Raw genomic sequence first — 12650 nt, 5'->3', positions numbered from 1 at the left:
TTATGCAATCGCCCAGCATCACAACCGGAACCAATGGCCTTCTGCACTCCTGATGAACAGGCCTTGCCTGACACCTACTTAGGATTACAAATGTCATTTGATACTCTGGGTCTTTCACCCATTCTACTTGCTGCCCTGAACAAGGCCGGCTTCACACAGCCTACGCCCGTCCAGTCCGAAGCGATCCCCAAAGCCCTCGAAGGCAAGGATCTGATTGTCTCTGCTCAAACCGGCAGTGGCAAAACCGCAGCGTTCATGCTGCCCTCATTACACCGCATTGCCGGCATGCCTGGCAACAAAGGCGTTGGCGTGCAGGTACTGGTCCTGACTCCTACCCGTGAACTGGCCCTGCAGGTTGCAGAAGCCACCAAGGCATATGGCAACGGCATCGACGATTTGCGTATCGCCACTGTGGTCGGCGGCATGCCTTATGGAGCGCAAATCAAAGCCCTGTCGCGTCGGGTCGACGTACTGGTCGCGACTCCCGGCCGTCTTATCGATCACCTGAATGCACGTCGTGTCAACCTGTCGCGCGTTCACACCCTGGTGCTGGACGAAGCCGACCGCATGCTGGACATGGGCTTTATCGAAGATATCGAGAGCATTGTTGCCCAGACACCGAATGATCGTCAGACACTGATGTTCTCCGCTACGTTTGAAGGCACCGTGGCCCGCCTGGCGGCTGATATGCTGAACAATCCGCTGCGCATCGATATTGCCGGACAGAAACAGAAACACGCCAACATTACCCAGACTCTGCTGTATGCAGACGACAGCGGCCACAAGCTGCGCCTGCTGGGTCATTTACTGCGTGATGCCTCCATGGATCAAGCCATTGTCTTTACATCAACCAAACGGGGTGCCGACGCACTGGCCGAACGCCTGGAAGATGAAGGCTTTGCCGCTTCAGCGCTGCATGGCGATATGAACCAGCGCCAGCGTACACGCACATTGGGTATGCTGCAGAAAGGTCGCCTGCGCGTGCTGGTTGCAACCGACGTTGCCGCCCGCGGCATCGACGTGCAAGGCATCAGCCATGCTATCAATTTCGACCTGCCCATGCAGGCTGAAGACTACGTTCACCGTATCGGCCGTACCGGCCGCGCCGGTCGCAACGGTCAGGCATTTACCCTGGCAACCCATGGCGAACGTCATAAAATCCGCCGTATCGAACAGTTCACCGGTCAGCCTATGCCTGCCGAGGTCATTGCTGGTCTGGAACCGGTCAAATCGGCCGAGAGTGGTCGCGGCGCCGGCGGCAAAGGTCGCAGCGGCAAGCCTAACGGTTCGCGTCAAGGTCGTCCAGGTGGCGGTTCGCGCGAGAAAGATCACGCCCGCACAGGGTTTGGCCATCGTAAAGGCGGCAGCGCCCCTTCCTACGGCGCCCGTGAAGATTCACGCTCTGCCGAGGGACGCTCCGAACGCGCTCGTCCGGCACGCAGCTATGACGCACCTCGTGAATCACTGATTGACCGCGCAGCCACTTCGCTGTCGCGCAATCCGTTTTCATCTGATCGTCCACGTACCGAAAAAAGCGGTTTTGTCAAAGCCGATGCAGCACCGGCAACGCGCAAGCCACGCACCGAGTTCGCTCCTGCGCCGGCCCGCAAGCCTCGCCCTAGCACCCGTTCCGACGGCGGCTTCGGTGGTGATCGCGCAGCACGCTCAGACAAACCTGGTTTTGCTCGCAGCAAAAAGAAACCGAGTTCGACACGCGCCTGGGCGTAAGCCTTTATAATGATCTTTCCCGAAGTCACGTTGGAAAGATATGCGCGCAGACCCAAGCGGACCTGCGCTGCCCCAAATCCAGGAAGCAGCGCAGCGCTATAGCGAAAACGCCCGGCACAAACTTGCCGGGCTTATCAATGAAGGCGGCCCTCATGGGCTGCCTTTTGCGCGCTGGATGCATACCGCGCTGTACGATCCACAGACCGGCTATTACGCCGGCGCACCTCTCAAATTTGGCGATACGACTGCCGCCGCAGGCTCAGCACTGCAAGGCGATTTTGTCACAGCACCTGAGCTGACGCCATGGTTTGGCCGCAGCCTGGCCCGGCAGGTCAGCCCCATTCTTGCCCATCTTGGCACCCCTCACATTCTGGAATTTGGTGCCGGCTCCGGCGCTCTTGCCGAGCACTTGCTGCAGGCGCTGCTACCCGATTTTCCAGAACTTCGATATTACATTCTTGATATTTCTCCGGACCTGACACAGCGGCAACAGCAACGCCTTGCCCCTTTCGGAGATAGCGTGCAGTGGCTGCGCAGCCTGCCTTCGGGCTTTACCGGCTGCGTTATTGCCAATGAAGTGCTCGATGCCATGCCCGTTTCACTATTCGAATGGGGCCAAGACGAGCAAATTTATGAGCTGCATGTCGTCAACAAACAACCGCAGCGAACGCCGGCGCCCACCGCGCAGACAGCCCCAGACAACCAGAGCTCGCCGCATTTTGATTTCGTGCGCGTTCCGGCCAATGCCGTGCTGGACCGGGCAGTTCGCGCCCGCATGCCTGCGCTGCCGGGCTATCGCTCCGAAATCAATTTGCAAGGCGAGTCATGGGTAACCGGCATGGGACAGTGGCTGAAACAAGGTGTCGCCCTGCTGATCGACTACGGTTTCCCCGGACATGAGTACTATCATCCACAACGCAGCCAGGGCACGCTCATGTGCCACCTGCTGCATCATGCGCACAGCCAGGTCCTGCTCTTTCCGGGCATACAGGACATTACGGCACACGTAGACTTCACCGCCATGGCCGATGCCGCGCTGGCCGGCGGCCTGGATGTGCTGGGCTATACCTCGCAAGCGCGTTTTCTGCTCAATTGCGACCTGCTGCAGATACTGACCAGCCTGGATCCCGAAGACACAGTGCGCTATGCGCGTGAAATCGGTCCGGTGCAAAAATTGCTGTCCGAGGCGGAGATGGGAGAACTCTTCAAGGTTCTGGCCATCGGCAAGAATGCGGATATGGACCTGGTCGGATTTGCCACGGGTGATCGTCGCCACCGACTGTAACGCCGCCTCCCCTTTGGTCCGACCCAGTACATTACTACCCATCTTGGGAGCGACAGGATAGCGATTGGCGGCGACTGCTTGTGACTGATGTGATGGATTTAATGTGTGTGACTGTTCGTGCTTGGTCGTGCTTGGTAATGAAAGCACGGCGGCTTCTTTTCGCATTCAATGCCGCGCGGTGGCTGAACCGCCAAGCGATCAGAGCGATTCTCACACCGAGAGTTGGAAGTCGACAGCCATGCCCGTTGGATCAGGAGCGCGGAGCCGAAAACTTTGAATTGGGCGCCGAGAGCCGAGCTAGAAGTTGAGGCCTTGCATCGGTGCCGAAAACGCGCCGAGTGAAAGGCCATGATACAGGCCCACTATGCGCAAGTGGTATAGTATCAACTGATTTCTCATCACATCATCGCACCAGCGAACCGACAACTCGCAGCACGACGGGGGAACTGCCGTTGACCCGAAGCACGCCGCAAACCGATCACGCATCGAATATGGTCATTTATGTTGCCTTGGCCGGCAATATTTTGGTGGCTATCAGCAAGTTTGTCGCCGCTGCCATTACCGGCAGTTCTGCTATGCTCAGCGAAGGCGTGCATTCAGTGGTCGATTGCACCAATGAAATCCTGCTGCTGTATGGCGTACATCGCAGCCGCAATCTGCCCGACAAGGATCATCCCATCGGCTATGGACGCGAGGTCTACTTCTGGAGTTTCGTCGTCGGGCTGCTGATCCTTACCTTCGGCGCGGGCGTCTCGGTGTATGAAGGCATCGTTCACATCCGCGAACCACGGCCCGTAGAATCGCCCCATGTCACCTATATCGTTCTGGCGCTGGCCTTCCTGTTCGAGGGCTTCTCCTGGGCCTTCACTTTGAAAAAGTTCAGGGGAAACCGCCCTTACTCCGCGCTTTTTCGTATGATCATACATAGCAAGGACCCGCCCACTTTTATCGTCTTGCTGGAAGACTCCGCAGCCATGCTCGGCCTGCTCATTGCCTTTGTCGGCGTGTATCTGTCTGTGGCGCTGGATATGCCGGCACTCGACGGTGTTGCCTCGATACTGATCGGCATCACACTGGCCCTGACCGCGCTATTGGTGGCCCGCGAAACCAAGGGGCTGCTGATCGGTGAAGCGGCCAGCGCGAAAATTCGCGATTCCATTGTGACGCTGGCACAAGGCACGGTTGGCGTATCGCAAGTCAATGGCCTGATTACCGTGCAGACTGCGCCGCAGCAAATCACGGTTGCAATGAGCCTCGAATTTGACGATTCGCTGCGCGTGCCCGAGCTCGAAGCGATTGTGATTGCACTTGAAAACAAGATCCGCAATGGCCATCCGGAAGTCGCAACGCTGTTTATCAAGCCGCAATCGCATGAACACTACGATCGATTGCGCCCGCAAGATGACCCCGGTTATATCGAACCGTGAGTACAGCGGGCATCACATTGCTGAGCCGCGGCTCAGCGTGGCCTATGACATGCGTTATAGTGCGACGCATTGCGATCCCAGCCGCCATTAGCCCTTGAGCGCGCGCTCAAGCAACTGACCGATAATGTCGTTGGCGCTGACACCATCCTGCGCAGCCCGCGCGCGAATTTGCGCGATCACTTCCTGCTTCAGTTTCACGGGGAAGGACACCAGCCCCTGTGCCTGATCCAGCTTGCGCTTGGCACGACGATCGGCTGAGACATCGGCAGCGGCCCCAAAGCGACCCGGCGCACCTTCCTGTTTCATTTTTCCCACTGTTTTAAGCGCTTTGGCTTTTTCAAGGTCCGTCTTTTTCATTGTTATAGTCCATAGTGTAAGAGTGGAATAGACAGCAATGCAGCCATGCCGCAAGCGGATTTATTCGATAATTCAGTTTATTGATTTATTCAGCTTATTCGTCGTAGTCATCGTATTAACGCAATCAACGTGATCGACAGCATCGCCGCGCAGAGTCTACAGCATCCCTTATGACTGTGCAAACAGTTCATTCCGGAATGCGGATGTGCTGAATGTTATTGAAATACAATATCAATTTGGTAGAGCTGTAAACCGGGTTAAAGTAGTTGTCACGACAGAACCTAAAGGAAGACACTGTTATGAACGAAGAAACCAGCCAGAGCCAGGCTCCGGTTCCCACACCGGATAATACCGCCCGCAATTTCACCTGGATAACCTATGCCATGTATGCATTGGGGCTGTTTACCGGGCTGTTTACCGTGGTTGGCGTCATCATGGCCTACGCCAAGCGGGGCGAGTTCGCCAATAGCGTTTATGCCGACCATCTGCAATATCTGATCCGCACCTTCTGGATCGCGCTGCTTGGCGTGATTGTCGGCTTTTTGCTAATGATTATTCTGATCGGCTGGGTCGTGCTTATTGCGATTTGGGTGTGGTATATCTATCGCATTGTCATGGGCGCGATTCGACTAAATGACGGCCAGGGCGTGTCAACCACCTCCTGGTTCTGACCCGGCCATTGCAACCAGCGGCTCAGGGTCGGCAGCAGCAGCGATGCATCCGCAGCACTGCTGCCGGCAGCGGCTTTATTACCCCCGTTTTCACCATCACATGGACATGGATGGAACGGGCCTGCCGCACGTATGCCTTGTACAAGTCACCATCGTTGTCAATGTAGCACACCGGCTGCGGCCAGCACGATCTGATGGGCGTGCTGCAATGCCAGCCATGGGTCCGGTGTCTCTTCGGCGTCCTCAACGCCTTCGGCGGCAGACTGCGCGCACTGCGCTTCGTAGTGCGCCACCACCCTGACCGCTGTCTGTTCCAGCACCGCCAGCCGGTGGGCATTTTCTGTCGTATCGGCCAATGGCGCTGGCGAACCCGGCTGATGGTCTGATCCGTTATTATGCGGCCGGCTGGCGGCCGACGCAACTGACTGGGCGCTTGGCGAGGCGGCTGACTGTATGCTTTGTGACGCATCTGGCTTTGCATTTTGCAACGCGGCTGACTCTGCGTCTGGCGATGCCTCTAGCCCTGCCGTCGCCAGCGCAATCCCGTGCTCATCTGCCTTCTGCTCACCTATGACGACCGATTGCTGCTTCACCCATTGCGCCAGCACATCCTGCTCTATGCGTTCGGCATTCAGCTCCAATCGCTTGATATCCTGTCGTAACTCATCTGTCATGATGTCCGGTGCCGGCGACGGGCCGTGTTTGAGTCGTGTGCGCAACTGGCGCAGGGGTAGCACGATCTGCTGACGCCACTGGCTAATGCTGCTATCGGCATCGGCGATCTGTTCTGCTGTGGGCGCACGACCCCACTGTCCTGCTGCCCACAGCATCAGTAACAGGACATTGACGTCCAGCCCCAGTCTGCGCTGCAACTGCAGACAATGCGCGGCCACGCCCTGTTGCCCATAGACAGCCAGCGAAAATTGCCAGTAATCCGCTGCACTTGTATTCTGACTCATTCTTATCTCCCTTCTCTCGTCTGCCGGCGCCTTGCTTATCGACACCGCCAACGCAGCTTTATGGCGCCACCTGCTGGCTGCGCCACGCACGGCACCAAACAACATACAGCCCAGAAGGCGACGATCGGCCCCTTGCTGCACCAGCGTCCATCGGCGCTGTCGTATACCCCGCAGGCCATTTTTCGGCGTTGACCGCAGTTGGTGCCGCCACGCCTCGCCGATGCCGGCGCGGCCAGCCCCGGACGTCAGCCTGATCGCAGATCGCGACGTCGCGCGGGCGCGCTTATTAAAACGGCCTGTGCTCCAGCGGGTATAATACCCTTTCGCAACCGGGCTTTAACCGTTAATGCCCAATATCAGCCCGTCCCTATTCTTACCGGAACCGCAGTTTTTTATGGCAACCTCCGCTACTGCGCCAGCGCGTATTATTGTCGGCATTACCGGCGCCTCTGGCGCTATCTATGGCGTGCGCGCGCTTGAGCTGCTCCATCGGGCCGGCTTTGAAACCCATTTGGTCATGAGCCGCTCGGCCAGCCTGACCCTGTCCCAGGAACTGCAGATGCATCCCGGCGATCTGGCTGACCGGGCCACGGTCGTGCATGCCATTCAGGATGTGGGAGCCGCCATTTCCAGCGGTTCTTTCAAAACCAGCGGTATGTTAATCGCGCCCTGTTCTATCCGAACGCTTTCGGAGATCGCCAGCGGCGTCACCTCGTCGCTGCTTACCCGAGCCGCCGATGTCGTACTCAAGGAACGACGCAAGCTGGTGCTGATGGTTCGCGAAACGCCGCTGCACCTGGGACATTTGCGTAGCATGGTTGCCGTCACCGAAATGGGCGCCATTGTCATGCCACCGGTCCCTGCCTTCTATGCACGACCCGACAGCCTTCAAGCCATGGTAGACCATAGTGTCGGCCGGGCGCTGGATTTGTTTGACATCGATACCGGTTCGGTCACCCGCTGGGAAGGCATGAATACGCCCTGACGTCGCCACTGCAATGGGCGCCGCCAGAAACGTAGCAGCTGCGCTTGTCGCAACCGCTGCTATCGCCTGCGGGCCAGGTGCCCAACTTAGCGCGGTGTCATTTTTTCCAGGCACGCCACAACGGCCTGTAATCTGGCATCGCGAACCGCCGCTTTGATGGCATGGGGCGCCAATCCAGGCTGCCGGGCGACAGCACCGGCGTCCACCTGCAAATAACAGCCCAGAATTCCGGTCCACGATTCAATCCGCGTAATTTCCGCCTGCAGGTTTTCTGCCGCCGACTGGCGCGTACACAATACAACTTCGAGCAGATCGCGAAATCTTGCCGGCTTGCGCAAACTGTCGGTGACTTCTAGTGTTTCCAGCACATATTGCGCCCGGCTGGACAAATACGCCTGCGCAGTGGGACTAGGCGGCAGTGGCAGCATATCAAAGCGCGCAGAGAGCACCTGCGTCAAGCGCGCGTAGTCGGCGCACTCGGCAGGCACTTTAAGGTGCGTACTCAGGGCGGCATGTTCCTGCGTTTGCGAGAGCGATGCTGCGTAGCGCGAAGGTAAAGACAGAATCCTGGCGGCCGACAAATCGGTCGATTGCGCCACTTCTGTATTCCATTGCAGTTGCGGCATCACGACAGCGAGCGCGTTGGTGTCCTGCAAAACAACAAACATGCGCGATGGCTTTTCGTTCATGAGCCCGCGCGAGACCTCTTTCCAAACCCGCTCGGGCACCAGGGCGTTGACCTCGCCATTGCGCACCATCTCGCGACACAACTGCAGGGTGTCGCCGGCCAAGGTAAAGTCAGTGAAGCGTGCAGCAAAACGCGCCAGACGCAGTATGCGCACGGGATCTTCCGCAAACGCATCGCTGGCATGCCGAAATACCCGTCGTTCAAGATCATCACGACCTCGCAAGGGATCGACCAGCGTACCATCGGCCCGGCGCGCCATGGCATTGATGGTCAGGTCACGGCGCTTCAAATCCTCTTCCAGCGTCACGTCGGGACCCGTATGGAAGGTAAAGCCTTTGTAGCCGCGTCCCGCTTTTCTTTCGGTACGCGCCAGGGCGTATTCCTCTTTGGTTTGCGGATGCAAAAACACCGGAAAATCACCGCCTACGGGCTGAAAGCCGCGCCGAACCATTTCCTGGGGACTGGCTCCCACCACGACCCAGTCGCGGTCCCCTTGTGGCAGCCCCAGCAGCTCGTCACGGACCGCGCCACCTACGACATAAACATCAAGCCCGTCTGTGACTGCCATCAGGGCCTCACCTGTCCGAGCCGTTCGACAATCGATTGAGGCCGTCCGCTGAAGCGGGCGTCATACCAGGTGGCATTGGACAAGACATGTTTGACATACAGGCGGGTTTCGGTAAAGGGAATGGTTTCGGCGAAAATTGCGCCTTCCAGTGGCTGGCTCAGCGAGTCGCGCCAGCGCCTGGCCCGGTTCGGTCCCGCGTTATAACCGGCAGTAGCCAAAACCTCAGAGCCGTTCAAATCGTCCAGAGTCATTTTCAGATAAGACGTGCCCAGCAACGTGTTGGTATCAAAATCATTGGCGCTGGCCGCTGAATAACTGAGCCCCAGTTTGCGCGACACCAGTCGCGCCGTGCCGGGCATCACCTGCATCAGTCCGGCGGCGCCCACCGACGAGCGGGCTGCCGTCACAAACCGCGACTCCTGGCGGATCAGCCCATATACCCAGGCAGGATCAACGCCGACCGCTCGCGCTTGTTTGCTGACGCGGCCTTCGAATGGCGCCAGGTATCGCTGCCGGAAATTGAAAGCATTTTTGGTCAGCATAGAGGTATTGATGGCACGATCATAGACCTGCTCGCGCAAGGCCCATTCGGCCGCCGCCATCAACTCTCTATCGTTCATGCCGCGGATCGCAAAATTCCATTCGCCTACCGCTTCCGGGCGCCAGCCGAGTCGGAACAGGGCAATAGCGCGCTGCAGGCCTTCGTGCGTCATCGCTTTACTGATTTCAGCAGAGGTCGGCTCTGCCGGCTGCGCCGGAACGGTAATTTTTTGCCCCAGCGCTTCGGTCGCGAGCTGACCGTAAAAACCATGATCATGCAAAATGGATTGCCAGGCACTTGCCGAGCCGCCCTTGTCACCCTGGCCGGCGCGGGCTCGACCATACCAGTAGACCCAGACCGGTTCTTTCTGTTGCTCTGGCCCCATCATTCGGATGGTCTGCTCCACCCACTTCCAATCGATGGTGGGCTGGCGTAGCGCCATGCGAGTGCGCCAGGCGTGGTTGTAGTCGCTCAGGCGAAAGCCGCCGCCAGCCATCCGATACCATTGGTCGGCACGCGCCTCCAGGTTCAGAGCCGCAATCAGTCCGAACTGCGTCCAGGCCCACTGACGATTGCGTTCGCTTAGCAATGTACTGCCTTGCGCCTGCAGAAAAGCCGCTCCGCCGTCTCTGTCCTGGCGGGCCAGACGACTGAAGGCGAGGGCTCGCAACTGCTGCAGTTCGCCATCCGCAGAGCCGCTCTGGGTTGCCAGCCAGCCCATGGGATTGGCTACCAGGGCATCATAGGACGACAGCCCCGCAGACGAGAACGCCAGCGCCGCATAACGCCTGGCGGTGACCTTGCTGTCATATTCGACGGCGTCGCGCAGCAACGGCTCCAGGTGCTCACCAGTGATGACCTTGGCTGTCGTCAGTTGCTGGAGCATATTCCAGCAGGCATCGCCCGGTTGGAATACATCAAGCGCCTGTGCGGCCGAGACCTGTCCGTTGCCCAGGAAACGCGCGTGCAGGATAGCGCAATCGACCTGCGATGTTCGGCTGGCCACCGTACCAATGCGCCGTATGGTGTCAAAATCTCCACGCTTGGCCAAAGCCAGGATCCAGTCCGATTTCAGGCGGTTTTCCAGATAGGGGTTCTTATTTTGCTGTAAAAATGTATAGATTTGCTGTGTCGGAACCGGCTGTGCGGGGTCGCTCAGCATCTGGCGCAAATACCAATACATCGGATAGCTGCCAAGTTCATGGTCGTCACGGGCCTGTTGCGCCAAGCTGGGCAGCGCCTCCCATTGGCGACGCTGCATGGCCTGTCTGGCGGACACCACTGCCGCCCTGGCCGCTTGCGGCACGGCGCGCGGCGCCTGACCGTACACAACGGCAGTGGAGGCAACCGCCAAATTTTGCGCAGAAAGCGATGTTCTGCCGGCCTCAGTGTTCTGTACGGATTCGGCGCAGCCAGCCAACAGCATGCCCGAGCCGAGCATGCCCCACAGGGCCTGCATCGACCGTCGGCGCAGCCTGCCTGCGACGCCTTTGTTAAATCCGTTATCTGCTCGCGCCTGCTGTTGCATATGCTGTCCTGTTATAGTCATGTTCTGTACCACATTCTATATCGCCACAGGTCATGACATCCGCCGATACACCGACTTTACGTCAATCCCTGCTCGCGGCCCGTTCGGCCATCTCCGACTCGCGTCGCCAGATGCTAAGTGTACAAATAAAACAGCATATTTTGGACTGGCTGCAGGGCCGCCATCAAGATTGCCGGTTACCGGCACATGGCGCCATCGGCTCGGTTGCCGGTTTCTGGCCCATACGGGGCGAGCCGGACCTGGTTTCGCTGCTGCATGATTTGCACGCGCTCGATCACGAGGTGAGTCTGCCGGTCATTGAACAGCGTGATGCGCCGCTGCACTTTTATCGCTGGTCGCCCGACGCCCCCATGCGCGCCGGCGCCTTCAACATACCCGAACCGCAAATGAGCACGCCGGCTACGCTGCCTTCCCTGATTTTAGTGCCGACCCTGGGCTATACGCGCGACGGCCACCGGCTTGGCTATGGGAAAGGTTACTATGACCGTACCCTGCATGCGCTAATGCAGCAAGGCCACAAGGCGATGAGTGTGGGCATTGGTTGGGATGAAGGTCTGATTGATACCGCGTATCTGCCTGCTGCCCACGATATGCCGCTGGACGCCATTGTGACACCGGGCGGCTGGATCATACCGCAACGGCCTGCAAGCAACGATGCGTGACGATCAATAGCGCAGGTTCTTCCACACTGACAATGTGGCCTCGGCGTTATTCAAGGTATAAAAATGAATACCCGGCACGCCCCCGTCAATCAGTCGCTGGCAAAGCTGCGTGATCACCTCGGTGCCAAAAGCCCGGATAGAAGCCTTGTCGTCACCAAATTGCGCCAGGCGCAGGCGGATCCAGCGCGGCACCTCGGCGCCGCAAGTTTGGGAAAATCGCAGCAATTGCGTATGGTTGGTAATGGGCATAATGCCCGGCACGATCGGAATACTGACGCCGCGCTGCACCGCCCTGTCTGCAAAGTCAAAATAGGCATCTGCGTTGAAGAAATACTGCGTAATGGCGCTGTTTGCGCCTTCGTTGACCTTGGTCACGAAGTTATCCAGGTCCTGTTCGGGACTGTCGGCCTGCGGGTGCATTTCGGGATACGCGGCCACTTCGACATGAAACCAGTCGCCTGAATGCTCGCGAATCAATTTGACCAGCTCGGACGCATATCGAAAATCAGAATCATTGCCGCCCATGCCCGAGGGCAGATCGCCGCGCAAAGCCACAATACGACGAATGCCCTTGGCTTTGTACTGATCAAGCAACTGCACCAGCGATTCGCGGCTGGCGCCGATGCACGACAGATGCGGGGCAGCTTCGCAACCCAGTTGCGAGAACAGGGATACGGTTTCTGCCGTCCCGTCCCGGGTGGAGCCACCCGCCCCGAAAGTGACACTCACATAACGAGGATGCATGGCCATCAACTGCTTGGCCGTGCCCACCAGCCGCTCACGCGATACCTGATCGCGCGGCGGGAAAAACTCCAGGCTGAATGCCTCGTCGGAAAAAGAACTCATAACGTTAATTCAGAATACTCAGCAAAATTGCAGAAATGATGGAATACAGGATGGCGCCAATCACGGCCCACCAGAAGCCATCGACTTTGAAACCATTGAAGACCGAACCGGCCAGCCAGAACATCAGTACGTTGAGCACAAGCAGGAACAGCCCCAGCGTAACGACGGTGATCGGCAACGTCAGAATGGCAAGAATGGGATAAACGACCGTATTGACCAGCCCCAGAATGACAGCGGCAATTAGCGCCGATACAAAACTGGTAACGGTAATGCCAGGCAGAATATAGGCAACAATCATAAGGGCCAGCGCCTGCAGGACCCAGGTTAACAGCAATGTCATATTACTTCTCCTTTCATTTCCCTAATAGAACACTAACACCAATG

12 protein-coding genes are annotated in these 12650 nt (G+C 58.1%); 6 read left to right on the top strand and 6 right to left on the bottom strand.

Features of this window, described 5'->3' with window-relative positions:
* Positions 1-90 precede the first annotated feature (90 nt).
* From CAP48_RS04785 to CAP48_RS04775, 3 genes are all read left to right on the top strand, one after another.
* Complete coding sequence (locus CAP48_RS04785; protein WP_100694890.1) at positions 91-1728, top strand: DEAD/DEAH box helicase; 1638 nt, start codon at positions 91-93, stop codon at positions 1726-1728.
* A gap of 40 nt (positions 1729-1768) precedes the next feature.
* Complete coding sequence (locus CAP48_RS04780) at positions 1769-3013, top strand: class I SAM-dependent methyltransferase (protein WP_100694889.1); 1245 nt, start codon at positions 1769-1771, stop codon at positions 3011-3013.
* Positions 3014-3465: 452 nt separating this feature from the next.
* Positions 3466-4440, top strand: a complete 975-nt coding sequence (locus CAP48_RS04775) for a cation diffusion facilitator family transporter (RefSeq protein WP_242444336.1) — start codon at positions 3466-3468, stop codon at positions 4438-4440.
* Between the two features lie 87 nt (positions 4441-4527).
* On the opposite strand, the gene CAP48_RS04770 is transcribed toward CAP48_RS04775, so the two are convergent.
* Complete coding sequence (locus tag CAP48_RS04770) at positions 4528-4797, bottom strand: hypothetical protein (RefSeq protein WP_100694887.1); 270 nt, start codon at positions 4795-4797, stop codon at positions 4528-4530.
* A 299-nt stretch (positions 4798-5096) separates the two neighbouring features.
* Between CAP48_RS04770 and CAP48_RS04765 the strand changes: the two genes are divergently transcribed.
* Positions 5097-5468: a DUF4870 domain-containing protein gene (locus CAP48_RS04765; protein ID WP_100694886.1), complete on the top strand. Its 372-nt coding sequence runs from the start codon at positions 5097-5099 to the stop codon at positions 5466-5468.
* A gap of 158 nt (positions 5469-5626) precedes the next feature.
* Here CAP48_RS04765 and CAP48_RS04760 read toward each other — a convergent pair whose 3' ends face one another.
* Positions 5627-6427 (bottom strand): TIGR02444 family protein, encoded by an 801-nt coding sequence (locus CAP48_RS04760; RefSeq protein WP_161495199.1) that lies wholly within the window; start codon positions 6425-6427, stop codon positions 5627-5629.
* Positions 6428-6821: 394 nt separating this feature from the next.
* On the opposite strand from CAP48_RS04760, the gene CAP48_RS04755 reads away from it, so the two are divergent.
* Positions 6822-7412: a UbiX family flavin prenyltransferase gene (locus CAP48_RS04755; RefSeq protein ID WP_100694884.1), complete on the top strand. Its 591-nt coding sequence runs from the start codon at positions 6822-6824 to the stop codon at positions 7410-7412.
* A gap of 86 nt (positions 7413-7498) precedes the next feature.
* Here the strand turns inward: CAP48_RS04755 and CAP48_RS04750 are convergent, their stop codons facing one another.
* On the bottom strand, positions 7499-8668 hold the full coding sequence (locus tag CAP48_RS04750; RefSeq protein ID WP_100694883.1) for a tRNA CCA-pyrophosphorylase: 1170 nt from the start codon (positions 8666-8668) through the stop codon (positions 7499-7501).
* Positions 8668-10758, bottom strand: a complete 2091-nt coding sequence (locus tag CAP48_RS04745) for a lytic transglycosylase domain-containing protein (protein WP_242444335.1) — start codon at positions 10756-10758, stop codon at positions 8668-8670. Before CAP48_RS04745 ends, CAP48_RS04750 begins: the two co-directional genes overlap by 1 nt.
* A 32-nt stretch (positions 10759-10790) precedes the next feature.
* Here CAP48_RS04745 and CAP48_RS04740 point away from each other — a divergent pair, with 32 nt between their 5' ends.
* Positions 10791-11420 (top strand): 5-formyltetrahydrofolate cyclo-ligase, encoded by a 630-nt coding sequence (locus CAP48_RS04740; RefSeq protein WP_100694881.1) that lies wholly within the window; start codon positions 10791-10793, stop codon positions 11418-11420.
* Between the two features lie 3 nt (positions 11421-11423).
* Here CAP48_RS04740 and metF read toward each other — a convergent pair whose 3' ends face one another.
* Both metF and CAP48_RS04730 read right to left on the bottom strand, forming a co-directional pair.
* Complete coding sequence (gene metF, locus CAP48_RS04735; protein WP_100694880.1) at positions 11424-12266, bottom strand: methylenetetrahydrofolate reductase [NAD(P)H]; 843 nt, start codon at positions 12264-12266, stop codon at positions 11424-11426.
* Between the two features lie 4 nt (positions 12267-12270).
* On the bottom strand, positions 12271-12606 hold the full coding sequence (locus CAP48_RS04730) for a phage holin family protein (protein ID WP_100694879.1): 336 nt from the start codon (positions 12604-12606) through the stop codon (positions 12271-12273).
* Positions 12607-12650 lie beyond the last annotated feature (44 nt).

The organism is Advenella sp. S44 (assembly GCF_002810445.1).
GTDB lineage: Bacteria > Pseudomonadota > Gammaproteobacteria > Burkholderiales > Burkholderiaceae_B > Advenella.
This window is presented reverse-complemented; position numbering and strand designations above follow the sequence as displayed.